At 65.0% G+C, this 26,527-nt stretch carries 24 protein-coding genes; 14 read left to right on the forward strand and 10 right to left on the reverse strand.

Features of this window, described 5'->3' with window-relative positions:
- Window positions 1-36 precede the first annotated feature (36 nt).
- Window positions 37-717 (forward strand): ferritin family protein, encoded by a 681-nt coding sequence (locus S4A8_RS13030; protein ID WP_353220477.1) that lies wholly within the window; start codon window positions 37-39, stop codon window positions 715-717.
- A gap of 138 nt (window positions 718-855) precedes the next feature.
- A complete protein-coding gene (locus S4A8_RS13035) occupies window positions 856-1,248 on the forward strand; it encodes a RidA family protein (RefSeq protein ID WP_353220478.1) in 393 nt (130 codons plus the stop codon).
- A gap of 64 nt (window positions 1,249-1,312) precedes the next feature.
- Here the strand turns inward: S4A8_RS13035 and S4A8_RS13040 are convergent, their stop codons facing one another.
- From S4A8_RS13040 to S4A8_RS13075, 8 genes are all read right to left on the reverse strand, one after another.
- Complete coding sequence (locus S4A8_RS13040) at window positions 1,313-1,870, reverse strand: NUDIX domain-containing protein (RefSeq protein WP_353220479.1); 558 nt, start codon at window positions 1,868-1,870, stop codon at window positions 1,313-1,315.
- The gene (locus S4A8_RS13045) at window positions 1,867-3,894 is read right to left on the reverse strand and encodes a transglutaminase TgpA family protein (protein ID WP_353220480.1); all 2,028 of its coding nucleotides are present in this window, start codon (window positions 3,892-3,894) and stop codon (window positions 1,867-1,869) included. Before S4A8_RS13045 ends, S4A8_RS13040 begins: the two co-directional genes overlap by 4 nt.
- The gene (locus tag S4A8_RS13050; protein WP_353220481.1) at window positions 3,891-4,847 is read right to left on the reverse strand and encodes a DUF58 domain-containing protein; all 957 of its coding nucleotides are present in this window, start codon (window positions 4,845-4,847) and stop codon (window positions 3,891-3,893) included. Before S4A8_RS13050 ends, S4A8_RS13045 begins: the two co-directional genes overlap by 4 nt.
- A 53-nt stretch (window positions 4,848-4,900) precedes the next feature.
- On the reverse strand, window positions 4,901-5,800 hold the full coding sequence (locus S4A8_RS13055; RefSeq protein WP_353220554.1) for an AAA family ATPase: 900 nt from the start codon (window positions 5,798-5,800) through the stop codon (window positions 4,901-4,903).
- A gap of 503 nt (window positions 5,801-6,303) precedes the next feature.
- Window positions 6,304-6,807, reverse strand: a complete 504-nt coding sequence (locus S4A8_RS13060; protein WP_353220482.1) for an FxsA family protein — start codon at window positions 6,805-6,807, stop codon at window positions 6,304-6,306.
- Window positions 6,808-6,828: 21 nt separating this feature from the next.
- Window positions 6,829-9,780: a valine--tRNA ligase gene (locus S4A8_RS13065; protein ID WP_353220483.1), complete on the reverse strand. Its 2,952-nt coding sequence runs from the start codon at window positions 9,778-9,780 to the stop codon at window positions 6,829-6,831.
- A 56-nt stretch (window positions 9,781-9,836) separates the two neighbouring features.
- Complete coding sequence (locus tag S4A8_RS13070) at window positions 9,837-10,271, reverse strand: DNA polymerase III subunit chi (RefSeq protein WP_353220484.1); 435 nt, start codon at window positions 10,269-10,271, stop codon at window positions 9,837-9,839.
- 91 nt (window positions 10,272-10,362) lie between these two features.
- Window positions 10,363-11,874, reverse strand: coding sequence for a leucyl aminopeptidase (locus S4A8_RS13075; protein ID WP_353220485.1), 1,512 nt, complete (start codon window positions 11,872-11,874; stop codon window positions 10,363-10,365).
- 204 nt (window positions 11,875-12,078) lie between these two features.
- Between S4A8_RS13075 and lptF the strand changes: the two genes are divergently transcribed.
- Window positions 12,079-13,182 (forward strand): LPS export ABC transporter permease LptF, encoded by a 1,104-nt coding sequence (gene lptF / locus S4A8_RS13080; protein ID WP_353177736.1) that lies wholly within the window; start codon window positions 12,079-12,081, stop codon window positions 13,180-13,182.
- A complete protein-coding gene (gene lptG, locus S4A8_RS13085) occupies window positions 13,179-14,243 on the forward strand; it encodes an LPS export ABC transporter permease LptG (protein WP_353220486.1) in 1,065 nt (354 codons plus the stop codon). Before lptF ends, lptG begins: the two co-directional genes overlap by 4 nt.
- 18 nt (window positions 14,244-14,261) lie before the next feature.
- Here lptG and S4A8_RS13090 read toward each other — a convergent pair whose 3' ends face one another.
- The gene (locus tag S4A8_RS13090) at window positions 14,262-14,687 is read right to left on the reverse strand and encodes an RDD family protein (protein ID WP_353177739.1); all 426 of its coding nucleotides are present in this window, start codon (window positions 14,685-14,687) and stop codon (window positions 14,262-14,264) included.
- Entirely contained in the window at window positions 14,687-16,180 is a 1,494-nt protein-coding gene (locus S4A8_RS13095; RefSeq protein WP_353220487.1) for an amidase, read from the reverse strand. Before S4A8_RS13095 ends, S4A8_RS13090 begins: the two co-directional genes overlap by 1 nt.
- Window positions 16,181-16,394: 214 nt before the next feature.
- On the opposite strand from S4A8_RS13095, the gene pcnB reads away from it, so the two are divergent.
- From pcnB to S4A8_RS13145, 10 genes are all read left to right on the forward strand, one after another.
- Window positions 16,395-17,654: a polynucleotide adenylyltransferase PcnB gene (gene pcnB, locus S4A8_RS13100; RefSeq protein ID WP_502950741.1), complete on the forward strand. Its 1,260-nt coding sequence runs from the start codon at window positions 16,395-16,397 to the stop codon at window positions 17,652-17,654.
- A complete protein-coding gene (folK, locus tag S4A8_RS13105) occupies window positions 17,641-18,165 on the forward strand; it encodes a 2-amino-4-hydroxy-6-hydroxymethyldihydropteridine diphosphokinase (RefSeq protein WP_353177743.1) in 525 nt (174 codons plus the stop codon). The genes pcnB and folK overlap by 14 nt, the downstream gene beginning before the upstream one ends.
- Window positions 18,162-18,803, forward strand: a complete 642-nt coding sequence (locus tag S4A8_RS13110; protein WP_353177744.1) for a deoxynucleoside kinase — start codon at window positions 18,162-18,164, stop codon at window positions 18,801-18,803. The genes folK and S4A8_RS13110 overlap by 4 nt, the downstream gene beginning before the upstream one ends.
- 51 nt (window positions 18,804-18,854) lie before the next feature.
- A complete protein-coding gene (gene panB, locus S4A8_RS13115; protein ID WP_353177745.1) occupies window positions 18,855-19,688 on the forward strand; it encodes a 3-methyl-2-oxobutanoate hydroxymethyltransferase in 834 nt (277 codons plus the stop codon).
- A 17-nt stretch (window positions 19,689-19,705) separates the two neighbouring features.
- The gene (panC, locus tag S4A8_RS13120; RefSeq protein WP_353177747.1) at window positions 19,706-20,563 is read left to right on the forward strand and encodes a pantoate--beta-alanine ligase; all 858 of its coding nucleotides are present in this window, start codon (window positions 19,706-19,708) and stop codon (window positions 20,561-20,563) included.
- An 81-nt stretch (window positions 20,564-20,644) separates the two neighbouring features.
- A complete protein-coding gene (gene panD, locus S4A8_RS13125) occupies window positions 20,645-21,025 on the forward strand; it encodes an aspartate 1-decarboxylase (protein ID WP_353177749.1) in 381 nt (126 codons plus the stop codon).
- 36 nt (window positions 21,026-21,061) lie between these two features.
- On the forward strand, window positions 21,062-22,690 hold the full coding sequence (gene pgi / locus S4A8_RS13130; protein ID WP_353220488.1) for a glucose-6-phosphate isomerase: 1,629 nt from the start codon (window positions 21,062-21,064) through the stop codon (window positions 22,688-22,690).
- A 51-nt stretch (window positions 22,691-22,741) separates the two neighbouring features.
- Window positions 22,742-24,247, forward strand: coding sequence for an NAD(P)H-hydrate dehydratase (locus S4A8_RS13135; protein WP_353220489.1), 1,506 nt, complete (start codon window positions 22,742-22,744; stop codon window positions 24,245-24,247).
- Window positions 24,244-24,708: a tRNA (adenosine(37)-N6)-threonylcarbamoyltransferase complex ATPase subunit type 1 TsaE gene (gene tsaE, locus S4A8_RS13140; RefSeq protein ID WP_353220490.1), complete on the forward strand. Its 465-nt coding sequence runs from the start codon at window positions 24,244-24,246 to the stop codon at window positions 24,706-24,708. The genes S4A8_RS13135 and tsaE overlap by 4 nt, the downstream gene beginning before the upstream one ends.
- A 150-nt stretch (window positions 24,709-24,858) precedes the next feature.
- Window positions 24,859-26,310 (forward strand): N-acetylmuramoyl-L-alanine amidase, encoded by a 1,452-nt coding sequence (locus S4A8_RS13145; RefSeq protein WP_353220491.1) that lies wholly within the window; start codon window positions 24,859-24,861, stop codon window positions 26,308-26,310.
- The last annotated feature ends 217 nt before the right edge of the window (window positions 26,311-26,527 follow it).

Consider the following 26,527-nt stretch of genomic DNA (forward strand, 5'->3'; position numbering starts at 1 on the left):
GGCGCTGCGAATTTTTCAATCGACGTGGAGATTCTCATGAAAAACGAACGCGTTACCGTATTGGATCATGCGGGCGATCGCACGCCATCGGCCGACCCGGCGCGATTGGCCGGGTCGCCGATTGGCCGTCGTCTGCACGGCGATATGGCGCGTCTGTTCGGGCGTGCGCACGAGCCGGAGCCGGTTGTCGGGCGCGGCGACGACAATCAGGCGCGCACAGTAGCTCGCCGACGCCTGCGATCGAGCGCTTGTCGTATGCTCAATCAATCCATTGCCGATTGCCTGGATTTGCAAAGTCAGGCCCGTCAACTCGGCTGGTGGCTCCGCGGCGCCGACTATCGGGCGCAGCGCGTGCTCCTGGCCGACGCCGCGGCTCTGATCGAGCGGCAGGGCCAGCGTATCGCGGCGCTCGGTGGCACGGCCGAGGGTAGCGTTCGTCAGGTCGCGGCACGCTCGGGGCTTAACGACTACCCGGACCCGGACGCGGATTCGACAGCCCAGACCGATGCGCTGGTTCTGGCCTTCGGCCTGGTCAGCCAGGCGATGTGCGACGACGCCGTCGAACTGTCGGAACGGGGCGACGAGACGAGTGCCCGCTTGAGCCGGCGTATCGCGGCGCTGCTGGGCGCATACCATGCGCGGCTGCAGCCGTTGTTGGACACGCGCTCCGACATCGAGACGCGCGCGCCGAGCATCATGTGCGGTCAGCGCGGGTAAGCAATCGGCCATGTGATGACCGGCCTTGGGGCAGTCGCAATGCGTTCGCGTTGTTGCGACTGTCGCGCTTGCTTGACCTCAACTTGGATTGAGGTCTTAGTCTTTGTCGGCCAACTCACAGCAATGCCTTTGAAGCCGATGGACAAGCAATACAGCCCCTGGAACCGCGATCTGTTCGCCGATTGTGCGGTCTGCAATATCGGCACTGCCGATATGATTTTCATTTCCGGGATGGGCTCGGAAGATGTGGATAGCGGACAGATTCTGCATGCGGGCGATATCGAAGCCCAGGCGCGCTATGCCTACGATCGCATCGTGGCCATTCTCGATCACAACGACGCGGATCTGGACCATGTCGCCCGGGTGGTGGCTTATCTGACCGATATGCGCCACAAGGATATCTACGAACGGGTTCAGGGCGAGTATTTCGCCGGCCTGGACATGCCCGTGCATTCGCTGGTGGAGGTCAGTGCGCTGGCCTGGCCGGGCATGCTGGTCGAGGTGGAAGTCACCGCCGTACGCCCGCACTGAGACACCGCGTTGGCCCACCGCGGTGGGCCACGTGTGGCGATGCTGAGCGCGTGCAGGGGCGAACTCAGGGTTGGTCGGGCGGCGCGTTCATCCAGGCCTTGACCGCGGCCGGCAGTTCGCGCGGCTGGGGATCGTAGCCCTGACTGCGTAACCAGTCGCGCACGGCCAGGCCGGTGCCGCCCGGCCAGTATTCGGCCTTCGCCTTGTCGACATGGAAATAGTCGACCAGCTCCGGGTCCAGGGTGATTTCGCCTTCGCCGATCAGGTGATAGGCCAGTAGCAGCTGGTTTTTGCGGGCAAAGCCGTAGGCGCCGACAAAGCAGGTGACGCGTGTGTCGATGCCCAGTTCTTCGGCAACTTCGCGCACGATGCCTTCTGCCGGGGTTTCGCGCGGTTCCAGAAAGCCCGTGACCAGGCCATACATGCCTTCCGGCCATAGCGCATTACGTGCGAACACTAACTGGCCCTCGTGTTCGACGATACCCGCGACCACCGGCACCGGGTTGTCCCAGAACACATGGCCACAGTCGGCATCGGCACAGATCAGACGTTCGAAGTCGTTGACCTCGCGACGCGTCAGCGGACCGGCACAGACAGGACAGAAACGGCGGGGATCGTTCATAGGGCGTTTCTCGATGAGCGGGGTTCGGGCGCGCGTCGGCGGGGGCGAAAGGCGCGGGCAGCGGCGATGAAGGTATCGCGGTCTGCGGCCGCGCTGACCTGTTCGGGCGCGTAACGCAGCCGGGTGTATTGATCGGCCAGCGATTCGATATCGGCGGCCATATCGGGACGCAGCGCGGCGATACGACGGCCATAGGCACGGGCACCCTCGTCGCGCCGGCGCGGGTAGCCGATGCGGGCCAGGCGCGTGCACACGCCTCGCCAAGCGGCCACCACCGCGTCGGTATCCATGGTACGCCGGCCGCGCCAGGCAATGCCCCCCGACACCAGCGCGAGCAGGGCGACCACGCCCGTGGTCAGCGCCAGCAACGGGCGGCCCCAGCCGCCACCCAGGCCCAGCAGATCGAGCATGCGCTGCTGTAATTGCGGCCCGTAGGCTAGAAACCAGCGGTTCCAACCGGCGTTGATACCGTCCCAGAGCATCTGCACGCGATACCAGGCATCACCGCTGGCGCGCGCCATATAGGGCAGCGACCCACGATCGGCGATCGAAGCCGCCACGCCAGACTCGATGCGCTCGGGCGCGACCGCGGCGGTCGGATCGACACGGACCCAGCCGCGCCCGGCCAGCCACACTTCGGACCAGGCATGGGCATCGGAATTGCGCACCACCCAGTAGTCGCCGACGGTGGCCCGTTCGGCGCCCTGATAACCGGTGACCACGCGCGCTGGAATGCCGGCCGCGCGCATCAGAAACGTGAACGCACCCGCATAGTGTTCGCAAAAACCGGCACGGGTTTCGAACAGGAAGTCGTCGATGCTGGCCGCCTCGCTGGTGGCGGGTGGGCTCAAGGTGTAGCGATAGGGTTGTTGACGAAAACGGCGCAACGCGGCGTCGACGATCTCGGCCGGTTGTCGATACTGGGCATACCAGCGCCTGGCCAGTTCGCGTGCGCGCTCGTTACCCTCAACGGGCAACAACAGCGCGCGTCGGCGCATGCGCGCATCCAGTTTGCGATCGAGCTTGCCGCCGAGCAGCGATGTCGCCTGGTAGCGGATACGCTCGTTGACATCGTCTTCCACCCGCAGGGTGGCCCCGGCGGTCAGCCGGCTCGGCCGATCGGCCGCTACGGGCACATCCAGCGCGATCAGCCAGTCGTGGCGTGTGGGTTCGAGGGTGATATCCACCTGTTGCCGACGGCCGCTGCTGGCTTCGAGTCGGCCGCCGGTCAGGCGCCGGTCGGCATCGTTACGCGACCAGGTGCGGCCGTCGAAGTCCCAGAGTACCGGCCCGCGCCAGTAGCGCTGGGCCGGCGGCACCGCGCCACCGATAAAACGTGCCCGCAGGGTCACCCCGCCGTCCAGGGCGAGATTGGTGAGACTGCCTGGCGACATGCTTTCCGACAGTCCCGTACGCGCGCTGGCGCCGGCATCCGCGGGCAGGCCCCAGATCGGGCCCGGAATACGGGGAAACAATACGAACAGCAGCACGGCCACGGGTAACGCCTGGGCCAGAAGACGCGCGCTTTCGCCCAGCGTGGCGCGCGGCGCGCCGGCACTGGCGACATCCACGAAGGCCGCCACGATCACCCAGGTACCCACCACCAGATACACGGCCATGGCCAGGCTTTGCGAAAACAGGAACTGGGTCGCCAGCAGAAAACAGGTCAGGGTGAGAAACACCATCGCGTCGCGATGCGTGCGGATCTCGCAAAGCTTGAGCGCGAGCAGCAACACCAGCAGCGACACGCCGGCTTCCTGGCCGTTGACCCGGCCGAAACCGGCAAAGACGGCCGCGAATGCGGCCGCCGCGAGGGCGAAGCGTACCCAGCGCCCCGGCAGCGGCCAGCCGCGCAGGGCCGCCACGAACTGCCAGATCATGATCGGCACCGCCAGCCCGAGCACCCAGATGGGCAGATGCAGGGCGTGGGGGATCGCGATCAGGTTCAGACAAACCACCAGCCGCAGGCGCTGGCCGGCGTCGGGGGCATTGTCGAGCGCGCGTTTGCGGGCGGCCGCTGTCATGCGATCGCCAGTGCACGCAGGCAGGCCAGCCGATGGGCCGGTCCCTGATCGGGGCCGAGTTGCGCGTCGTTCACGCGTAGCGCATAGCTGTGCCCGCTACGATCGGCGACAACGACCCAGCGCGCGAGCTGCGACAGCCGTGTTTCGCGATCGGCGGCCCCGGTATGGCGTTCGTCGAGCCAGATGGTATCGCCGTGGCGGTCGGCATATTCGCGAATACGCAGATCGTCGCTGCGCGCGCTGGCTTTCCAGTCGATATGGCGCGGCGAATCGCCGGGCACATAGTCGCGGTGGCCGAGAAACTCCTCGCGGCCCAGCGTTCTCAGCCGGCGTCCTGCCTGTTCGTCCCGGGCGCCGGCAGGCAGGCGGTCGTGGCCGCTACAGCGCGGGTAGACCAGCACTTGCGTGTCGGGCTGTATCCAGCTCCAGGCCCGAAAAAGCCCCACGGGATACAGGCTTTCGACGCGTAGGCGCGGGCAGCGACAGCGCCCGCGTACGGTCGTGACGTGTTCGATACGCACGGTGTGGCTTTCGCCGGGGCCGATATCGAAACGGCTCGCGGCCGCCTGGCCGTCCGCGCTCACCCGCAGCGCGCGGCGCGTACGTGTACTCGCCTGATCGAGCGTTATCTCGAAGATCAGCGGGTCGCCGGCAAATACCGGCGCGGCGTGTACCGCGAGCACGCGCAGGCCCACGAGATTGGCATGGGCATGATGCATGGACACCAGTGCGATGGCTGCCAGCCAGAAGGTCAGCGCAAAGGCTAGGCTGTTGCTGTAATTGGTCGCGCCCAGCAGCATCACCAGCAGCAACAGGGCGAATATTGCGCCGTTGCGGGTGGGCAGAATATAGACCCGGCGGCGCGAAATGGTCAGCGGCAGGGCGCGCGGCGGATTGCGGCGCTCGATAAAACGCGCACGCAGGTCGCGGCCCGGTCGGCGAACACGCGCCATGATCAGCGATCGCCTGATCGCGTCAAAGACGAAAAGCTGCTGTGCGCCACGGGCTAAATGACGCCGACCTGTTCGCGCATCAGTGTCGAAGCCGGGGCCTCGCCCGCGTCGCGACGGGCGAGGCGGTGGTCGACCACCGCGGGCAATACCGCCTGGATGTCTTCCGGAATCACGTAATCGCGGCCATCCTGAAGCGCCCAGGCCTGGGCGGCACGGCGCAGCGCCAGGCCCGCGCGCGGCGACAGGCCCTGTTCGAATACGCCGCGGCGCCGACTGAAGGCAATCAGTTCGAGCAGATAATCGAGCACCGCATCGCGCGTATGCACCGTGCGCGCAGCCGCTTGCCAGCGCCCGAGCTGTTCGGCGTCGGCGCATGGCGCGAGCGGTTCGTGGTGATCGCGTTCGCCAGCGAGCAAACGCCGCTCCGCGCTCGCCGGTGGATAGCCGAGCGCGATACGCATGAGAAACCGGTCGAGCTGGCTGTCGGGCAGGGCAAAGGTGCCGCTGTGATCGAGCGGATTCTGGGTCGCGATCACGGTAAACGGTTGCGGCAAGGCGCGGGTCTGGCCCTCGATGGTGACCTGGCGCTCGGCCATGGCCTCGAGCAATGCGCTTTGTGTGCGCGGGCTGGCCCGGTTGATTTCGTCGGCCAGTACCAGCTGCGCGAATATCGGCCCGGGCTTGAAGGTGAAACTCGCCTGGCCACGATCATAGACCGATACGCCCAGAATATCGCTGGGCATGAGATCGCTGGTGAACTGAATACGGGCAAAACGCAGCCCGAGCGCATCGGCCAGGCCGTGGGCGAGGGTAGTCTTGCCCACGCCGGGCACGTCTTCGATCAGCAGATGGCCGTCGGCCAACAGGCAGGTCAAAGCCAGTCGAATCCGATCGTCCTTGCCGAATACCCGCGTTGCGACCGCGCTGCGCACGTCGGCAAGCCGGTGGGCGATATCGGCAGTCTGGCCCGGGGTGGGCGCAGTGGAAGCAGCGTCGGCTGGTACAGTCGGCGGCATGGGCGAACAGAGCTCGAAAAAGCGCAATGAAATTCAGACTACCGAATAAGCGCGCATCGCGACACGATTGCCAGGCGCCGCGGCGTGCTTCAATCGGTTACGCGCGCGCTCCCGGCTGCGATGCGGACAGTGGCCGGAAACTCAATCAAAAGACTGTCCGCGAATGAACGCGAACAGCGCAAATAGGGCGGAAGCTCAGTAGAGGCGCGGATATGCGTCGGGCGCCGCACTGCTTGCGCTGCTCAATGGCGGATGTTGGTCGACTCCGCAGCCTGTTCGCGCCCCGAAGCCGCTACGCCGAGAAAGTACCGCCGCATCTGCGCGAATCTGCGTCGATCTGCGGATAGTCTTGCCGCGCGAGAACCAAGCCTGGCCGCACCAGAGGCCAGCGCACAACCGACTGCCACGACTCGTGGGCCTGCGGGTTTCGCAGCGCCGGCTCAGTCGCGCCAGTCGTTTTCGTCGTTGTGGCTATCGGCGTTCTTGCGCTCGTAGTCGCCCTCGATCACCGAGTGCGGGTCACGCCGGGTCGACGAGGTGCCGGGGCCGCGACCGGCATAGCGCTCGTTTGTTGCGCCGGCGGGCGTCATCACGACCACGCGCGACAGCAGCCGGCGTGCGATCTGTTGCCGCAGACCCGGCACGAGCAGCACGAAACCCAGCGCATCGGAGATGAATCCGGGGGTGAGCAGCATGAAGCCGGCCAGTAGCAGGGCGGCGCCATCGAGCATGGGCAGGGCCGGGGTTTCGCCGCGCGCCTGCGATTCGCGAATACGGGCGAGCACGGTCAGGCCCTGGCGCCGGACCAGCTGGCTGCCGATCACGGCGGTCAGAATGACCAGCGCGATGGTCGGAAAAAAGCCGATCACACCGCCGATCTTGATGAGCAGAAACAGCTCGATGATCGGCAGGGCGATGAACAGGATCAGAAGTCGCAAAGCCATGGCATATCTCCGGTGGACGCGCTACAAGGCCGCGATGCGCGCGCGTTGTTCGGCGAGCTCGCTGGCCTCGCGTTCGACGCTGGCCTGTTGTTCGCGGGCCTTGGCCACGACATCGGCCGGCGCCTTGGCCACGAACGATTCGCTGGCCAGTCGACCGCGAATGCCGGCGAGGTCCTTCTCCAGCTTGGCAAGGCGTTTGTCCAGGCGGGCGAGTTCGGCTTCCTTGTCGATCAGACCGGCCAGCGGCACCCGAAGTTGCATTTCGCCAACCAGGGCGGTGGCGGAATCGGGCGCGTCTTCGACCGTGATTTCATCGATGGATTCGACGCGGGCAAGAAAATCGATCGCCGCGCGATGGTCGGACAGACGCTGGCGATCGCTGTCGCTGACATTGGCGACCATCACCGGCATGGGCTGGCTGGGGGCGATATCCATTTCGCCGCGAATCGTACGCAGGCCGGCGATCACATCGCGCAGCCAGTCGATTTCGGCCTCGGCGTCGTCGTTGATACGCGTAGTGTCGGCGCGCGGGAACGGCTGCACGGAAATGCTCTCGCCGTCGCTGGCGAGCGCTTCGCCGCGTGCCAGCGGGGCCACGCGCTGCCAGATTTCCTCGGTGATGAAGGGCATGAGCGGATGCGCCAGCCGCAGGGTGGCTTCCAGTGTGCGCAGCAGGGTGCGGCGCGTGCCGGCCTTGGCTGCCTCGCTGGATTCGCCCGACAGCACCGGCTTGATCAGCTCCAGATACCAGTCGCAGAAGTAGTGCCAGATGAAATCGTGGATCGCCTTGGCCGCGAGATCGAAACGATAGTTATCGAACTGCGTAGTGACCTCGCGCTCGACGCGCTGCAGGCGCGACATGATCCAGCGATCCGCCTGGGAGAGTTCCACCGCGTCGTCGTCCGCGGGCGTATAGCCTTCGGGAATCTGCATGAGGGTGAAACGCGCGGCGTTCCACAGCTTGTTGCAGAAGTTGCGATAGCCCTCGACGCGCCCCAGGTCGAAACGGATATCGCGACCGGGAGAGGCCAGGGCGGCAAAGGTAAAGCGCAACGCGTCGGTGCCATGGGCGGCGATGCCGTCCGGGAAGGCCTTGCGGGTGGCTTTTTCGATGGCCTTGGCTTTTTGCGGCTGCATCATGTTCGCGGTGCGCTTGGCCACCAGCGATTCCAGGTCGATGCCGTCGATCAGATCGATCGGGTCGAGCACGTTGCCCTTGGACTTGGACATCTTGGCGCCGTCCGAGTCGCGCACCAGCCCGTGCACATAGACCTCGCGAAACGGCACGTCATCCATGAATTCCAGGCCCATCATGATCATCCGGGCGACCCAGAAGAAGATGATGTCGAAGCCGGTAACCAGCACCGAGGTCGGGTAGAACGTCTCAAGTGCCCGGGTCTGTTCGGGCCAGCCGAGCGTGGAGAACGGCCACAGCCCCGCGGAGAACCAGGTATCGAGCACGTCTTCGTCCTGGGTAAGCGTGACCTCGGCGCCCAGTCCGTGTTTTTCCCGGACGTCGGCCTCGGACTTGCCGACATAGATCTTGCCGTCGGCGTCGTACCAGGCCGGAATACGATGGCCCCACCAGAGCTGGCGCGAGATACACCAGTCCTGAATGTTGCGCATCCATTCGTAATAGGTCTTGTCCCAGTTGCCGGGCACGAACTTGATACGCCCGGTTTCGACCGCCTCGATCGCCGGCTTGGCCAGCGTCTTGGCGTCCACGAACCACTGGTTGGTGAGCATCGGCTCGATCACGTCGCCGGAGCGATCGCCGTACGGCTGCATGATCGGCTTGTCTTCGACCGTGATAATCAGGCCTTCGCGGTCGATGGCCTCGACGATCCGCCGGCGGGCTTCGTAGCGATCCAGCCCGCGGTATTCGTCGGGCACGAGGTTGATCGCATCCACATCGACCGCGTTCGGTGTGGTGCCGCTGGCCACGATCTCCGCCGCGCGTGCGGCGGCCTGTTCGTAGGCTTCGCCGTCGACGCGCAGCGCGGCCTTGCTGTCCATGAGCCGGTACATGGGAATGGCGTTGCGCTTGGCGACTTCATAGTCGTTGAAGTCGTGTGCGCCGGTAATCTTGACCGCGCCGGAGCCGAAATCCGGGTCCGGGTATTCATCGGTGATGATCGGAATCAGGCGCCGCTGGGCCTCCGGACCCACCGGGATTTCGCAGCGCAGGCCCACGATGGGGGCATAGCGTGAATCGTCCGGGTGTACGGCGATCGCGCCGTCGCCGAGCATGGTTTCCGGGCGGGTGGTGGCAATCGAAATATAGTCGCGGGTTTCGCGAAAGGTTTCGTTACCGTCTTCGTCGGTTTCTACATACTCGTAGGTGGCACCGTTTTCCAGCGGATACTTGAAGTGCCACATATGGCCGGCGACTTCGGCGTTCTCCACTTCCAGATCGGAGACGGCGGTATCCAGCACCGGGTCCCAGTTCACCAGCCGCTGGCCGCGATAGATCAGGCCCTTGTCGTAGAGGGCGACGAAGGTATCGCGCACCGCCTCGGACAGGCCCTCGTCCATGGTGAAGCGTTCGCGCGACCAGTCGACGGAGGTGCCGAGCCGGCGCATCTGGCGGGTGATATGACCGCCGGATTCGGCTTTCCAGTCCCAGATGCGATCAGTAAAAGCTTCGCGGCCCAGCCCATGGCGGGATTCGCCCTGAGCTTCCACCTTGCGCTCGACGAGCATCTGGGTAGCGATGCCGGCATGGTCGGTGCCCGGCTGCCAGAGCGTCGGGTCGCCGAGCATGCGGTGATAGCGGGTCAGCGCATCCATGAGCGTGTGCTGGAAGGCATGGCCCATATGCAGGCTGCCGGTGACATTGGGCGGCGGCAGCATGATGCAGTAGGGCTCGCCCGGCGCGTCGTAATCGGGCGCGAAATAGCCGCGCTCTTCCCAGACGGGGTACCAGCGCGCCTCAATGGTATGGGGGTCGAAGGTCTTGTCCAGCTCTGCCATCCCAAAAGCCTTTAGCCCGCTATCCGGGCCTGTCGTTCGTTGGTTGAAAAAAAGCGCTAGCTTGCCGCGATCTTGTGCGTGGTCAGGGCGTAGCCGCGATCCTTGTAGAAACGATACCGCGCGCGCGCGTGATCGACATCCGCGGGGGCGACGATTTCGTTGTGGCGGGCAAAACGCGAAAAGAAACCGCCGACATCGCCGCCGAGATTGACCAGCATGTCATCGAAACCCGGCGGCGGTTCACCGCTGCCGATGACCACGGGGGTGAGTTCGTCGTCGCTTTCAAGCGTGGCCGTCGTGGCATGCGGCACGAAACTGCCCTGACGAAACACCCAGAGCAGGGCGTCGAGCGCCTGGGCCGCCTCGTCGTCGGCCACATGCAGATACACGCGGTGGCCGTTTTCGTGGGCCTTCTCGGTCAGGCGACAGGCAAAACGCGCACTCGCGTCATCGGCTTCGTCTTCCAGAATATAGAAGAAGACTTCGGTCACGAACAAACCCCGGCGTCGCTGGTAGGGCCGGCGCGCTCAGCGCCGGCTGTTTTCGTGCTCGGAAAACAGCCGGCCGCTCGCCGGGCGCCGATCAGGCGCTGCCCGCATTCGCGCGCTCGATCAGATACTGAACCAGCAGGCCCACCGGGCGGCCGGTCGCGCCTTTCTCCTTGCCGGAGTTCCAGGCTACGCCCGCGATATCCAGATGCGCCCAGCGCAGCTTGCGCGCGAAGCGATGCAGGAAACTCGCCGCCGTGATGGAGCCGGCTTCCTTGCCGCCCACATTCGCCATGTCGGCAAAGTTGGAGTCCAGCTGCGACTGATAGTCTTCCCAGAGCGGCATCGGCCAGGCGCGATCGCCGACCAGGTCGCCGGCATCACGCAGGCTGCGGCGCAGCGGGCTGTTGTTGGACCACAGGCCGGCGGCATGCGAACCCAGGGCGACCACGCAGGCGCCGGTGAGCGTGGCCATGTCGACCACGGCATCGGGCTGGTAGTTGCGCTCGACATAGGTCAGCGCATCGGCCAGCGCCAGGCGGCCTTCGGCGTCGGTGTTGAGCACTTCGATGGTCTGGCCGGACATGCTGGTGAGGATGTCACCGGGCTTGTAAGCGTTGCCATCGGGCAGGTTTTCGGTCGCCGGGATTACGCCCACGACGTTGATCGGCAGGCCCAGTTCGGCAGCCGCCTGAACCGCGCCGAATACGCTGGCCGCGCCGCCCATGTCGTATTTCATCTCGTCCATGCCGGCACCCGGCTTGATGCTGATGCCGCCGGCATCAAACGTCACGCCCTTGCCCACGAGCACGATCGGCTTGGCGTTCTTCGGCCCGGCCATGTATTCCATGACGATCAGCTTGGCAGGCTGGCGCGAACCGCGGGATACGCCCAGCAGCGCGCCCATGCCCAGCGATTCCATGTCGGCTTCTTCAAGCACGTTGGTCTTGATGCTCTTCTGCGCATCGGCCAGGGCGACCGCCTGTTCGGCGAGATAGCTCGGCGTGCAGATGTTGCCCGGCATGTTGCCGAGATCCTTGGCGAACTTCACGCCATTGGCCGTGGCCACGCCTTCGTCCACGCCGCGTTCGGCCGCCGGCAGATCCGAGCGCCGTGGCACCTGGAAGACGATACGCGAGAGCTTGCGGCTGTGTTTTTCGTAGCCGGGCCCACGACAGGCTTCGAAACGATAGAAGCCGTCCTCGAAGGTCAGCAGCGCCTGCTTGACCTGCCAAGCGAAATCGTCACGACCGCGCACGTTGAGCTCGGTCAGATAGATGGCGGCATCGACGCCGCCCATCGCATCCAGTTCCTTGGCGGCGGCCTGACAGGCCTTGCGATAGGAACGCACGTTGAAGTCGCGTTCCTTGCCGCATCCCACCAGCAGGATACGATCGCAGAACAGATCGTCGAGACCATGCAAAAGCGTGGTCTGGCCGAGTTTGCCGTCCATGTCGCCGCGGCGCATGACGGATGCGATCAAGCCGCCGCTGGCCTCGTCGAGCGCCTCGGCTTGCGTTGAAGGCTTGCGGCGATCGAAGATACCGACCACCACGCAGCCAACACGCTGTTTTTCCGGGCTGCCACTTTTGACGAGATATTCCATGGACTACTCCTGCAAGGCTGTAAGTTCAGACTGCGCAAAGCGTCTGCGGTTCATGCCCGTTCAATGGTTGTGTACGGCATACGCTTTGGCGCTCGGTAATCGGGTGGCCGCGCAGTTTACAGAAAGCGGCGAAAAAATCACCCCCGCCGGGACGACTACCGCTAATACTAAACTATTGCGTCAGCCAAACCGTTCGTGCCTGTGATGCCCGGTATAATATTTCGTTATTTGTTCGCCGAGGTCAGCCGCACCTGGCTGGTCGTTGCCGGCGTATTGGTATTTCTTACCCTCGGCCTGGGGTTCGCGCGCTTCATCGCCGACGCCGCGGCAGGCGAGCTACCGGTGAACACGGTTCTTGAACTGGCGCTGTTCAAGCTGGTCGAAAATCTCGAAATCGTTCTGCCTGTCTCGGTACTGCTCGGCGTGCTGCTAACGCTCGGGCGCTTGTGCCGCGATAACGAAATGGCGGCATTGTTCGCCGGTGGTGCCGGGCTGCGCGTGCTGTATGCACCATTTTTGGTCGGCGCGGCGTTGGTGGCGGTGTTTGCCGGTGTAATGTCCATTGTTGCCGCACCCCATGCCGAACGCGCCCTGGCGCGCGTTGGGGCCGAAGGCGCGACCACGGTGCTTCAGACCCTGGAGCCCGGCCGCTTTCGGACTTTTCTCGATGGCGATGCCGTGTTCTACGCCGAAAAACGCGATGGCGATGACAATCTGCGCGACGTGTTCATTCGCGTACTACGCAAGTCCGAGCAGGGCCCGCCGAGTCAGACCATTGTCACCGCCGATCGCGCACGCCAGCAAATCGACGATGATACCGGCGCGGTCACACTGATTCTCGACGACGGCTGGCGCTATGAAGGCAACCCCGGCGCGGCCGACTATCGGGTAATCCAGTTCTCCGAACACGGCGTGCAGCTGGCCCCGCCCACCGGCAAGCAAAGCGACGATGTCGATACACGCGCCACGATAGCGCTCATGCAAAGCGACGACCCCAAAGCCGTGGCCGAGTGGCAGCAGCGCCTGTCGGTACCGTTGTCCATACTCATTCTCACCCTCATCGCGCTGCCGCTGGGCCGGGTGCCGCCGCGCGCGGGCCGCTACGGGCGCGTGATTGCCGGTGTGCTGGTTTATGTCATCTATATCAACGCGGTGCATCTGGCGGCCGTGGCTGTCGAGGACGCCACGCTGCCGGCGGCGCTCGGCCTGTGGTGGGTGCATGCGCTCGCTCTGGCGGCCGCGCTGGTGATGATCGCGCGTGAGAACGGCCTGTTCGCGCGGCGCCGGGGCCTGGAGACAAACCCATGAAGCTGATCGATCGCTATATCAGCCGCACGATTCTCGTGGCCACCGCCGTGGTGGCGCTGGTGGTGGCCGCGCTGGTTGCGCTGTCGGTTTTCATCGGCGAGGCCGACAATATCGGTGACGGCAATTTCGGCATTTTGCAGGCCGTGATCTATACCCTGCTCAAGATGCCGAGCGATATCTATCTGGTTATGCCAGTGGTGGCGCTGCTGGGTGCGCTGCTTGCGCTGGGCGCGTTGGCGGCGGGCAGTGAATTGATCGTGGTGCGCGCTTCGGGCATGTCCATGCGCAGGTTGGCGGTGTCGGTATCGATCGCCGGGATCGTGCTGGCCTTGTTGTCGCTGGCGGTGGGTGAATACGGCGGACCGGCCGGGGTGCGCGCGGCCGATGCATTACGCGAACAGGCACGCCATGGCCGCATCGCGGACTCGATTGAAGACGGCCTGTGGCTGCGCCAGGACAATATCGTGGTCCGTATCGACGGCACCTTGCCCGGCGGCGGCATCGACGGCATCGACGTGTTTCGCATGGACAGTGACGGCCGCCTGCAGGAGGCGCTCACAGCGCCGCATGCGACCTTGCGCGATGGCCAGCTCGTGCTCGATACGCCGAAATTCACCACGATCAACGAAGATTCCACCGAGACCGGCACGCCGAAGACGCTGGCGATCCCCATCGATATCGATGCCGACGTGCTCAAGCTGGCGGTGACCGAGCCCAGCGAGCTATCCAGCCCCGGGTTGTGGCGCTATATCGACTATCTCGACCGCAACGATATCAATGCCGAGGACTATCGGCTGGCGTTGTGGCGCAATATCGTCAACCCGATCACGGTCTGGGTGCTGGTGGTGTTCGCGCTGCCGTTCGCCTTCGGCTCGCTACGCAGTGCCAGTGCCGGCCAGCGCCTGTTCGTGGGCGGGCTGATCGGCCTGGTGTTCTTTCTGGTCAACGAGATCGTGGCGGCGACCGGCCCGGTTTATGGCGTGCCGCCCTGGCTGGCCGCGAGCCTGCCGACCGCGTTGCTGGCGATCGGCACGTTCGTGTGGATGCGGCGTCTGGATTAGAACCTGTGCCGGCGGCGTTCAGTCCGGCTTGGGCTGAACGATGAGCTCGGTGCGGCTGACGATATCCTGCAGGCTGCGACGCTGCGCATCGACCAGACACCAGAGCATGCCCACGATCGAAAGCCACGACACCCAAGCGGCGATATAACGCAGAATCGCCTGATGCCAGGCCACCGGGCCGCCGTCGTGGTTGCGCAGCTGCATGCGCCAGGCCTTCATGCCCAGTGTCTGGCCGCCGTGCATCCAGAACCACGAGAAGAACAGATAGGGCACGAACAGGAAATACAGCCGTACCCAGGGGTTGGTTCCGTCCACGGCATGGCCGTGATTGAACGGCAGCAGGGCGAGCCCGGCCAGCAGCAACAGGCCGACCAGAAGGAACAGATCGTAAACGCCAGCGGCGATACGCCGGATCAGCCCGGCAGGATAGGCCGATAGCGCCATTACCGCCCTCCGACAGCCGGCAGGCGATCGAACCAGGGTGCGGCGGTTTCCAGCTGGGCCGCCAGACGCAGCAGCAGCGCTTCGCTACCGGGTTCGCCCACGAACTGGCTGCCCAGCGGCAGGCCCTGCGGCGTCATGTGTAATGGCACCGACATGGCCGGCACGCCGGTGAGATTGGCCAGCTGTGTGAACGGCACATGCTTGAGGTTCTCACGCGCGATCTGTTCGACAATGCCCGAGCGAATCAAGGCGCGGGCGCTGGGCAGGCGCAGCAGCGGGCGGAGCGCGATCTGCTGCCACTTGGGCGTGGCTGCTTCACCGATACGCGCCGGCGGGTTGGCGAGCGTCGGGGTAAGCAGCAGGTCGTATTCGGCATGAAATTCGGCCAGCGCATGGCGATAACCGCGCCAGCGCTCGAACGCATCCATATACTCGGTGGCCGAAAATGCACGCCCAACATGGGCCATGGCACGGGTGTCCAGCTCGAATTCGTTGGCCGCCGCGCCCGTACGCGCACGCACGTCATCCATCTGGCGGGCCATCTGCACGAACCACATGGATAGAAAATCGCGCCCGAGCTGCAGGCCGTCGATGGCGGGAGCGGCCCGTTCGACCGTGTGGCCGAGCGATTCCAGCAGTTCGGTGGTGGTTTCGAGCGCGGCCAGTGCTTCTGTATGCAGTGGTATATCCAGCGGCGAGCTATCGAGCACACCGATTCGAAGCGGTGCGGGCGGGGTTTCGATCGCGGTCAAATAACCGGCCTCCGGCTCATGCAGGCGCACGATCGCGCCTTTTTCGTAGCCGGCGATGGCATCGAGCATGGCCGCGCTGTCGCGTACCGAGCGGGTGAGTACATGATCGACCGCTGCGCCGTGCATCAAATCGCTGCGCTCGGGCCCACCGGGTACGCGCGCCCGCCCGGGCTTGAGGCCGAACAGGCCACAACAGGCTGCAGGGATACGAATCGAGCCGCCGCCGTCGTTGGCCCCCGCCATGGGCACCACGCCGGCCGCCACCGCTGCGGCCGAGCCGCCCGACGAGCCGCCGGGTGTGTGGTCGCTATGCCAGGGGTTGCGGGTAATACCGAATGCCTCGGGTTCGGTTACGCCCTTGGCACCGAACTCGGGGGTATTGGTCTTGCCGAAGATATTCACGCCGCTGGCGATGAAACGCCGCGTGATCTCGGCATGTTCGGCGGGTTTGAAACCGGCGCGCTTGAGCGCGGCATTGCCGTAGCCACTGGCCACGCCCGCATAGTCCTGGAACAGATCCTTGATCAAAAACGGTACACCCGCGAATGGCCCGTCCACCGGCGCCTGCGCGCGCTCGTCGGCGATCGTGTCCATGCGATGGATCACCGCGTTTAACGCGGGATTGATCTCGGCCAGGCGTGCGCGGGCGAGCGCGAGCAGATCGGCCGGCGAGACCTGGCGCTCGGCGACCAGGCGGGCCAGGCCCAGGCCATCATGTTGAACATATTCGCTGTATTTCATGGCGGTTCGAGCCCATTGACAAGCGGCAACAGCCGCCGAGCTTAGCAGCCCGCAAAGCAGGCGGGCGCGCAACCGTTGTAAACTAGGCAGCCAAGCACTATTGATGTCTCGCGCGCACGACACATCATCCGGCCCTTGGGCCAAACCAATTCCAGTCTTTTAACGGGGCGATATCATCAACGAGTTACGCGTTATCGAAGCGCACGAGCACGGCATCGCGCGTGAACAGATCAGTCGAGCGGCGCTCGACACGCTCGAAGGCTTGCACGCGGCGGGTTTTCGGGCCTGTCTGGTCGGGGGCGCCGTACGCGACCTGCTGCTGGGCGTACCGCCCAAGGACTTCGACGTGGCCACCGACGCCGAGCCCGAACAGGTAGTGGAAGTGTTCGGTCGCAAGGCACGGTTGATCGGCCGGCGTTTTCGTATCGCCCATGTGCGCTTCGGCCGCGAAATCGTCGAAGTGTCGACGTTTCGGGCCGATCCCGGCGCGTCCGATCCCGATGCCGATACCCGCGAGCTCGACGACGCCGGACGGGTGCTACGCGACAACGTATTCGGTTCGATCGCCGAAGATGCCCGCCGGCGCGATTTCGCCATCAACGGTCTCTATTACGATATCGCCGACGATTGCGTACACGACTATGTCGGCGGCATGGACGATGTCGCGGCCTGCCGGCTACGCTTGATCGGCGACCCGGCCGTGCGCTATCGCGAAGACCCGGTGCGCATGATTCGGGCAGTGCGTATTGCCGCCAAACTGGGCCTGACCATCGACGAACCCGCGCGCCCGCCGCGCGAGCTGGTGGGTCTGCTGGCCGATGTGCCGGCTGCACGCATGTTCGACGAAGTGCTCAAGCTGCTCATGAACCCGGCCGGCGCGCGCGTGTTTCGCATGCTGCGCGAATACGGGCTGTTCGCGCCCATGTTCGCTCAGACCGCGGCGGTGCTGGATTCGCCTTCGGGCGCGGCCAGCGAAGCCCTCATCGAGCAGGCGATTACCAATACTGCCGCGCGTATCGAAGCCGGCAAGTCGGTTACGCCCGCCTTTTTGTTCGCGGCGCTGCTGTGGCCGGCAGTACGCGAGCATGCGGCCATGCTCGAACGCGACGGCATGGCGCCTGCGCCGGCATTGGCCAGCGCCCAGAGCGAGGTCGTGGGCCAACAGATTCAGCGGGTATCGATTCCCAAGCGCTTTTCTATTCCCATGCGCGAAATCTGGCATCTGCAGCCGCGTTTTCACCGCCGGCGCGGCAAGCAGCCATCGCGGCTGATCGCGCATCCGCGTTTTCGTGCTGCCTACGATTTTCTATTGCTGCGCGCGGCGGTCGGCGAAGTCGAACAGGAACTGGCCGATTGGTGGACGCTGGCTCAGAACGACCCGTCCACGCCGGCTCCGGGCTCCGGTGGGGCGGCGCCGAGCAAGCCGCGCAAACGCCGCCGTGGCGGGCGTCGCCGTCGTAGTGAAACCGCTTGAGACGAGCCGCGATACGCCACGTGTGAGCGTGGCCTGGATCGGGCTGGGTAGCAATCTGCAATCGCCGGCCGATCAGCTGACCCGTGCGCTCGATACGCTCGGCCGTACGCCGCAGGTACACATTCTGGCGGTGTCGTCGTTCTATCGCACGCTGCCGGTGGGCGGGCCACCCGGCCAGCCCATGTTCTGTAATGCCTGCGCGGCCCTTGCGACGACAGTCAGCGCGCGCGCGTTGCTCGATCGGATGCATGCCATCGAGGCCGAACATGGCCGTGTGCGTGACGTGCGCTGGGGCGCGCGTACGCTCGATCTGGATCTGCTGGCCTACGACGATATGCGCTGTCACGATCCCGCCCTGCAACTGCCGCATCCGCGGGCTTTCGAGCGTGGCTTCGTGCTCGTGCCGCTGGCCGAGATCGCGCCCGCGCTGGTGCTTGAAGGCTACGGGCGGGTGGTCGATCGGGTGGCCGGCGTCGATCGCCAGGGTGTCGAACGCTGGGACTGCGCATGAAGGCCGGTGCCTATATCGCCATCGAAGGGCCGATCGGCGTCGGCAAGAGCACGCTTGCCGCCCGTCTGGCCGCCACGCTGGGCGCGCGCGAACTGCGCGAGGCCCCGGAAGACAATCCTTTCCTGGCGGCCTTCTACGACAATCCGGCGGCCAACGCACTGGCCGCCCAGCTGTCGTTTCTGCTCCAGCGGGCGCGCCAGATCGATACGCTGCGTCAGGTTGATCTGTTCGAGCGTGGCTGTATTGCCGATTTCATGTTCGACAAGGATCCGCTGTTTGCGCGCCTGACGCTCTCGGGCGCGGAACTTGCGCTCTACGAGGAGATTTATGCGCGCCTGGCCTGGGCCGCGCCCACGCCGGACTGCGTGGTCTATCTGGATGCGCCGGTCGCGGTGCTCACCCGGCGTATTGCCAAGCGCGACCGCCCGGCCGAGCGCGGACTCACCGAAGATTATCTGTATCGCGTGGTGGCGGCCTATCGCGACTTTTTTGCCCAATACGGGGCGACCCGCCTGATTCGTGTCGATGCCGCCGCGCTCGACCTGGTGGCCAGCGACGGCGACTATCGCGCGCTGGTGGATGCGCTGACCGGCGATCAGCGCCATGTGGTGCTCGATCAGGCCGCGTCCAGCGGCTGATCGGCGCGGGACTCGACGCATGTCAACCCGTCTTTGGTATAGTCCCGCGCCATGAAGACCAGTCCTTATCCGCATCTGCAACAGCGTGACGCCAAACCCGTCACGGTTTCCGATTTGGCGCGCATGAAGGCCGAGGGCGAGAAGATCGCCTGCCTGACCGCCTACGACGCCAGCTTCGCCGCGCTCGAGGATCGCGCCGGTGTGGATGTCGTACTGGTGGGCGACTCGCTGGGCATGGTGGTACAGGGCAATTCCACCACCGTGCCGGTGACCGTTGACGATATGGTCTATCACAGCCGGATCACTGCGGCCGGGCTGTCGCGCGCCTTTCTGATGACCGATCTGCCGTTTCTGTCCTATGGCACCAAGCACGATGCGCTGGAAACCTCGCGCCGGCTGATGGGCGAGGGCATGGCCCAGATGGTCAAGTTCGAAGGCGGCGAGATTCAGGCCGATACCATCGAGCATCTGTCGATGCGCGGCGTGCCGGTGTGTGCGCATATCGGCCTGCAGCCGCAGCTGGTGCACAAGATGGGCGGCTTCAAGGTGCAGGGCCGCGGTGATGCGGCCGAAACCATGATCCGCGATGCCAAGCTGCTCGAAGAGTCGGGCGCGGACGTGATTCTGCTGGAATGCGTGCCCTCGGCGCTGGGTGCCGAGATCACCGCCAACGCCAGCGTGCCGGTCATCGGCATCGGCGCCGGGCCGGATACCGACGGCCAGATTCTGGTCATCTACGACATCCTTGGGTTGTCGCCGGGCCGCAAACCGCGCTTCGTGAAGAATTACATGGATAGCGCCGATACCCTCGATGCCGCGGTCACCGACTATGTGGCCGAGGTCAAGAACGGCCGCTATCCCGGCCCCGAGCACGCATTTTCCTAACCACGGGCAGTCCCGCGATGCAGCGACTCCACACGGCGCATGCGCTTCGTGAATGGCGCAGCCGGGCCGGCGGCAAAGTCGGCCTGGTGCCGACCATGGGCAACCTTCATGCCGGCCATCTGGCGCTGGTGGCTGCCGCCCGTGCGGCCTGCGAGCACGTGGTGGTGAGTATCTTCGTCAACCCGCTGCAATTTGGCCCGAACGAGGATCTCGACAGCTACCCGCGCACGCTCGAAGCCGATATCCTCGCGCTCGAAGACGCCGGCGCCGATGCCGTGTTCGCGCCGAGTGTGGATCAGATGTATCCGCACGGCGGTACCACGGCGACCACGGTGCGCGTGCAGGGCATTACCGATATGCTCTGTGGCAGCCGACGGCCGGGGCATTTCGAGGGCGTGGCTACGGTGGTGACCAAACTGCTCAATCTCGTTTGCCCGCATCGTGCTTTCTTCGGCGAGAAGGATTTTCAGCAGCTCGCGGTCATTCGGCGCCTGGTCGAGGATCTGTGCATGAACGTCGACATCGTCGGTGTGCCCACCGTGCGCGAAGCCGATGGCTTGGCACTGTCGTCGCGTAATCAGTATCTCGAGGCCGACGAACGGGCCCGTGCGCCGGCATTGGCGGCGGCGCTCGAGGATTGCAAACAGCGCCTGCTGGCCGGCGATCGCGATTTCGCCGCGCTCGAGGCGCGCGCACGCGCGCTATTGGCTGACGCCGGGCTGGAAGCCGACTATTTCGAGATCCGCTCGCCTGAACTCATTGCACCGCGTGCCGATATGAATGCATTCCGTGTGCTCGCCGCGGCCTTTCTTGGTCGTGCCCGGCTGATCGACAACATCGCCGTCGAGACGGTCGCGGCGGACGTGGCCCAGTAGTCGAACGCGGCGTTTTTCGTTAGGCTTTGGTCCTATTCCCTAGTCTTATTCCCTTCGTTTTTACGATTACAGGAAACTGTCATGCAAGTGACGCTTCTCAAGGCAAAACTTCATCGGGCCTGCACCACGCACGCCGAGCTCGATTATGAAGGCTCCTGCGCGATTGATTCCGATCTGCTGGATGCGGCGGGCATTTTCCCGTATGAACAGATCGAGATTTACAACGTCACCAACGGCGAGCGTTTCTCGACCTATGCCATCAGCGCGGAGTCCGGTTCGCGGGTGATCTCGGTCAACGGCGCGGCGGCCCACAAGGCAAGCCCCGGTGATCGACTGATCATTTGTGCCTATGCACGTATGCCCGAAGGCGAAGCCCATGCGCACAAGCCGCGTCTGATCTATCTCGACGAGCACAACCAGGTCACGCATACGCGCAACGCCATCCCGGTGCAGGCGGCCTAGCCAGGCGCCGTACCGTTCTCACGGTCGGCGATCGGCATGAGTGATCTACGCGACAAGCCGGCCTGGCGCGAACTGGGTGAACTGGCCGCGCGGCTCGAACACGCGCGCGTGGACACGATGTTCGACAACGACGCCCAACGCGCCGCGCGCTTTACCCGTGAAGCCGCCGGGCTGACCCTCGACTTCTCCAAGCAGCGTCTCGATGCGCGCGTGGTCGCCGCGCTCGAAGAACTGGCGGAAAGCCGCGGTTTTTACGAAATGCGCGACGGCCTGTTCGCCGGCGCGCCCATCAACACCAGCGAAGCACGCGCAGCCTGGCATGTTGCGTTGCGCCAGCCGGCCGATGCGCCCCTGTGCGAAGACGTGCATCGCGTACGTGCCGATATGGCGGATTTCGTCGATGCGGTGCGTTCCGGCCAGTGGACCGGCTATTCCGGCGCACCGATTCGCGATGTGGTCAATATCGGCATCGGCGGCTCGGATCTCGGCCCGCGGCTGGTTTACGAAGCCCTGGCGGACCAGGGCCCGCGCGTGCGCTGTCATTTCGTGGCCAATGTCGATCCGGCCGATCTCGACGATACGCTTGCGCATCTGGACGCCGCACAGACGCTGTTCGTGGTGACGTCGAAATCGTTCACCACCGCCGAAACCCTGGCCAACGCCGGCGTCGCGCGCCAGTGGCTGCTCGACCAGGGCGCTGGCGAGGCCGATATCGCCCGTCATTTCGTGGCCGTATCGACCAACGCCGAGGCGGTTCAGGCATTCGGCATTGAGCGCATGTTCGGTTTCTGGGACTGGGTTGGCGGACGGTTTTCGTTGTGGTCTGCAGTCGGCCTGTCGATCGCGCTGGGCCTGGGTAACGAGGTCTTCGAGTCGTTGCTGGCCGGCGCCCATGCGATGGATACGCATTTCAAGCAGGCGCCGCTCGGCGAAAACCTGCCGGCCGCGCTCGCGCTGGTCGGCATATGGAATATCAATTTCCTGGGCCTGCCCAGCCATGTGGTAGTGCCCTATGCACAACGGCTTGCCGAGCTGCCGGCCTATCTGCAGCAGCTGGAAATGGAAAGCAACGGCAAGAGCGTGACCCGCGATGGTCATAGCGCCGGGGTGGATACGGTGCCGGCGATCTGGGGCAGCGTGGGCACCAATGCCCAGCATGCCTACTTCCAGATGCTCCATCAGGGGGTATTGGCCGCCGATGTGGATTTCGTGCTGCCGCTATCCGACGCCCAGGCAGGCGTCGACGAGCGCGAGCGCCAGCGCGTGGCCAATTGCCTGGCCCAGGCCGAAGCCTTGATGTGTGGTCGCGATAGCCAGGCCCTGGCCGCGGAACTGGCGGATGAGGGTCTGGAAGGCGAAGCGCTGCAACAGCGCCTCGCGGCCCGCCGCTTCGACGGCAATCGCCCCAGTTCGACCATCCTCATGGCGCGCGTGGATGCTCATCATCTGGGCGCGCTGCTAGCCGCCTACGAGCACAAGGTGTTCGTGCAGGGCGTGATCTGGGATATCAACAGCTTCGATCAATGGGGCGTGGAATTGGGCAAGACCATGGCCGGCCAGCTGCAGGGCGAGCTCGAAGACCGCGTGGCAGCCGTCGCCCACGACGGTTCGACTGCGGCGCTCATGGCCCGTGTACGCCAGGCCTGGGGGCAGGGCGAGGACTAGAAGCTGCCGCACGTATCGTCGCCCGGTCGCCGATAACGCTAGAATGAAACCATGACCGAATCCAGTGAATACCTGCCCGAAGTCGTCTACGGTGCAGACCAGGTCGGCGCGCTCGACCGCCGTTTTATCGAGACATTCGAGGTCGAGGGCTTCGAACTGATGCAGCGCGCCGCGCGCGCGGCCTATGAGGAGCTCGCCCATATCTGGGCGATGCCGGGCACCTTGTGTGTGTTCTGCGGGCCCGGCAACAACGGCGGCGATGGGCTGCTGGTGGCCGATATCGCCCGTGACGGCGGCTGGGACGTGCGCGTGATCAGCCTCGTGGACACACAGAAGTACAGTGGCGACGCCGCCCGGGCGCTGTCGCGTTTCATAGATAATGGTGGGACTGTCGAGGCGTTCGCCAATCAGCCGATCGAGGCCGACGTGGTGGTCGACGCGTTGCTCGGCACCGGCCTGAACCGGGATGTCGAAGGCGATTTCGCGGCCGCGATCGAGCGTATCAACGAAGCCGGTGATGCCGGCATCGGCGTGTTCGCGATCGATATCGCCTCCGGTATCGATGCCAGTACCGGCCATGTGTGGTCGCATGCCGTGCGTGCCGATGCCACGGCGACCTTCATCGGCCTGAAGCTGGGCATGCTCACCGGCGAAGGCCCGGCGCATTGTGGCGATATCGCGTTCAACGCCCTCGACGCACCCGATGAGCTGTATGTCGATCAGCCCTATATCGCCCGGCGCCTGACCCATCGGCGTCTGCGCAAGGCGCTGCGGCCACGATCACGCAATCAGCACAAGGGCGACAACGGCCACGTGCTGTGTGTGGGCGGCAACCGGGGCATGGGCGGCTCCATACGCATGAGCGCAGAAGCCGCGCTGCGATCGGGGGCCGGGCTGGTGAGTGCGGTCTGTCACCCCGATCATGCCGGGGCCATGAGTCAGGCCCGCCCGGAGTTGATGTGTCTCGGCGTGGGCGATGACGAATCGATCGCCACGCTGATCGACGCCTGCGACATCATCGCCATTGGGCCCGGGTTGGGCAGCGATGGCTGGGCCGAGAGTCTTTGGAGCCAGGTCATCGCCAGCGACAAGCCGCTCGTGGTCGACGCCGACGCCCTGAACCGGCTTGCCCGTGAACCGTTTGAGCGCGACAACTGGATACTCACCCCGCATCCCGGCGAAGCAGGTCGACTGCTCGACTGGCCCACGGCCGATGTGCTCGATGACCGCGTGAAAGCGGTCCAGACGATGCACGGGCGCTACGGCGGCGCGGTGGTGCTCAAGGGCGCCGGCAGCCTGATCGCCACGCACGAAGAACTGTGGCTGTGTACCGATGGTAATCCGGGTATGGCGGTCGGCGGTATGGGCGATCTGCTCACCGGTGTGATTGCCGCGTTTGCCGCGCAAGGCCTCACGCTCGCCGATGCCGCCAGCCTCGGCGTGTATGTGCATGCGCGCGCCGGCGACCGGGCTGCGGCCGAGGCCGGCCAGCGCGGCCTGCTACCTACCGATCTGTTCGCGGCCATTCGCGGGTTCGTCAATCCCGGGCAGGCGTGATCCACCTCGCCGATGCCGCCGCCACCGATGCCCTGGGCCACCGGCTGGCCGCGGCGCTGCGGGTGTTCGATCGCGGTATCGTGATATCCCTGCGCGGCGAACTCGGCGCGGGCAAGACAGCGCTTGCACGCGCGATCCTGCGCGGGCTGGGCCATGAAGGGCGGGTGGTATCGCCCAGCTATACGCTGGTCGAGCCGTATACGCTGGGCGCGCGCACGCTTTTCCATCTCGACCTCTACCGGCTGGGCGATCCGGAAGAACTCGAGTTTCTGGGCATTCGCGAAATAGACACCGGTCGCGACTGGGTATTCATCGAATGGGCCGAGCGTGGCGCCGGTTTTCTGCCGCCGCTGGATCTGGAAATCCGGCTTGCATATGCCGGTTCCGCGCGACAGGTGGAGTTTTGCGCGCTCACGCCGATAGGAGAGCAGCTAGTGGCCGCGCTCGATTTTGCGAGATAGGCACGTGCTTTCAAGTGGATATGAAGGTAACGGCCCCTATTGGCTGTTTTGATTGATAAAAAATAGTTGCGCACAGAAAAGCACGGCGCTAGTCTCGCAATCGGGGAATATTACTCACGATGTTCTAGGCAGCGAACTATGCGCGCGAGCATGCAATGGCTTGTTTTCGGGCTTCTGATAAGCCTGACGACACTGGCCGTGGCGAAACAGGCCACGCTGCAGGATGTCCGTCTGTGGGCGTCGTCGGACAAGACGCGCGTGGTTTTCGACCTCGCCGGTCCCACCAACCCGGATCTGTTCATGATCGACAACCCGCTGCGGCTGGTGGTCGATCTGCCCAATGCGCAGGCGCTTAACCGCGTTACCGGCGATATCGACGGCAGCGGCCTGGTCAAGCGGGTGCGCACCGGCGTGCGTCACGGCACCGATTTGCGCGTGGTACTCGATCTCGGCGGGCAGGTGACACCCAAGAGTTTCATGCTGGACCCGGATGCCGACCACGGCTATCGACTGGTGGTCGATCTCAAGCCCAAGAACGGTGGTCCGGCACCCACTATCACAGCCGATGCCGGCTCGGACGCAGCCGGCGCCAGCCACAGCGACGACGATGCCGTCGGTCATGGCACCGCCGCCGCCAATGCCAATGCGCTGGCCCAGGTATCCGAGGCGCCCAGCCGACAGGCCGCGCCGACGCGCGTGGCCAGAACGCCGGAACGTCCGTCGCGCGATATCGTGATCGTCATCGATGCCGGCCATGGCGGTAAGGACCCGGGCGCCCACGGCCGTGGCGGCACCAACGAAAAGGATGTCGTGCTGCAGATCGCGCGGCGCCTCAAGACCATGGTCGACGACCAGCCGAACATGCGCGGTGTACTGACCCGCGACGGCGACTATTACATCGGCCTGCGCGAACGTATGGTCCGGGCGCGCAAGGCGAAGGCGGATCTGTTCATCTCGATTCATGCCGATGCCGCGCCGCGGGGCGCGCGTGCTACCGGCGCATCGGTCTATGCGCTGTCACACCATGGCGCGACCAGTGAACATGCGCGTTGGTTGGCGCGCCGCGAAAACGCTTCGGACCTGGTCGGCGGCGTCAGCCTCAAGGACAAGGACGACAGCCTCGCCTCATTCATGCTCGATCTGTCGCAAAGTGCGAGTATCGAGGCGAGCATGGACGCCGGCGGACGGGTGCTCAGCGAATTGGACGCGCTCGGGCCATTGCACAAGGCCAAGGTGCAACAGGCCGGGTTCATGGTGCTCAAGTCGCCGGATATCCCGTCGTTTCTGGTCGAAACCGCGTTCATCTCCACGCCCGACGAAGAGCGCAAGCTCAAAAGCGCTGCCTATCAACGTCAGCTGGCAAGCGCCATGCTGCGCGGTATCAAGGGCTATTTCGCCAGCTATCGGCCGGCGACCTTCATCGCCAAGAACCAGGTGCATACCGTGCGATCGGGTGAAACGCTCTCGGAGATCGCCCAGGATTACGGTGTGAGCGTGGCGTCCCTGCGCAGTGCCAATGGCCTCAACGGCAATACCATCCGCGTGGGTGCCGAGCTTCAGATCCCGGCGCCGGGTAACCAGCAGGTCGCCGAGCTGCGTTAAGGCGCTGTATGGGCGCGCCTGATAGGGCGCTCTGGATCGCGTGGCCTGAGTCGCCGGATTCGGGAGAATCGCCTGGGGCGCGTGTGCGCACGATCTACGTCGTCTAGCGTAGGCCGGGCCGTGGTGGCGGACTCGTATGAAACCTCAACACGCCCTAGACTGGGCGGATACCGCGCGCAATGGTCGCGCTGGATCAACGCCGCGCCGGGCGTGGCAA

Origin of the sequence: Salinisphaera sp. S4-8 (assembly GCF_040361235.1) — a bacterium.
GTDB lineage: Bacteria > Pseudomonadota > Gammaproteobacteria > Nevskiales > Salinisphaeraceae > Salinisphaera.

Bases quoted from the DNA above. Each gene is read 5' to 3' on its own strand.
- S4A8_RS13030 (WP_353220477.1), top strand. From the start codon at position 37: ATGAAAAACGAACGCGTTACCGTATTGGATCATGCGGGCGATCGCACG.
- S4A8_RS13035 (WP_353220478.1), top strand. From the start codon at position 856: ATGGACAAGCAATACAGCCCCTGGAACCGCGATCTGTTCGCCGATTGT.
- S4A8_RS13040 (WP_353220479.1), bottom strand. From the start codon at position 1,870: ATGAACGATCCCCGCCGTTTCTGTCCTGTCTGTGCCGGTCCGCTGACG.
- S4A8_RS13045 (WP_353220480.1), bottom strand. From the start codon at position 3,894: ATGACAGCGGCCGCCCGCAAACGCGCGCTCGACAATGCCCCCGACGCC.
- S4A8_RS13050 (WP_353220481.1), bottom strand. From the start codon at position 4,847: ATGGCGCGTGTTCGCCGACCGGGCCGCGACCTGCGTGCGCGTTTTATC.
- S4A8_RS13060 (WP_353220482.1), bottom strand. From the start codon at position 6,807: ATGGCTTTGCGACTTCTGATCCTGTTCATCGCCCTGCCGATCATCGAG.
- S4A8_RS13065 (WP_353220483.1), bottom strand. From the start codon at position 9,780: ATGGCAGAGCTGGACAAGACCTTCGACCCCCATACCATTGAGGCGCGC.
- S4A8_RS13075 (WP_353220485.1), bottom strand. From the start codon at position 11,874: ATGGAATATCTCGTCAAAAGTGGCAGCCCGGAAAAACAGCGTGTTGGC.
- lptF (WP_353177736.1), top strand. From the start codon at position 12,079: ATGCCCGGTATAATATTTCGTTATTTGTTCGCCGAGGTCAGCCGCACC.
- lptG (WP_353220486.1), top strand. From the start codon at position 13,179: ATGAAGCTGATCGATCGCTATATCAGCCGCACGATTCTCGTGGCCACC.
- S4A8_RS13090 (WP_353177739.1), bottom strand. From the start codon at position 14,687: ATGGCGCTATCGGCCTATCCTGCCGGGCTGATCCGGCGTATCGCCGCT.
- S4A8_RS13095 (WP_353220487.1), bottom strand. From the start codon at position 16,180: ATGAAATACAGCGAATATGTTCAACATGATGGCCTGGGCCTGGCCCGC.
- S4A8_RS13110 (WP_353177744.1), top strand. From the start codon at position 18,162: ATGAAGGCCGGTGCCTATATCGCCATCGAAGGGCCGATCGGCGTCGGC.
- panB (WP_353177745.1), top strand. From the start codon at position 18,855: ATGAAGACCAGTCCTTATCCGCATCTGCAACAGCGTGACGCCAAACCC.
- panC (WP_353177747.1), top strand. From the start codon at position 19,706: ATGCAGCGACTCCACACGGCGCATGCGCTTCGTGAATGGCGCAGCCGG.
- panD (WP_353177749.1), top strand. From the start codon at position 20,645: ATGCAAGTGACGCTTCTCAAGGCAAAACTTCATCGGGCCTGCACCACG.
- pgi (WP_353220488.1), top strand. From the start codon at position 21,062: ATGAGTGATCTACGCGACAAGCCGGCCTGGCGCGAACTGGGTGAACTG.
- S4A8_RS13135 (WP_353220489.1), top strand. From the start codon at position 22,742: ATGACCGAATCCAGTGAATACCTGCCCGAAGTCGTCTACGGTGCAGAC.
- S4A8_RS13145 (WP_353220491.1), top strand. From the start codon at position 24,859: ATGCAATGGCTTGTTTTCGGGCTTCTGATAAGCCTGACGACACTGGCC.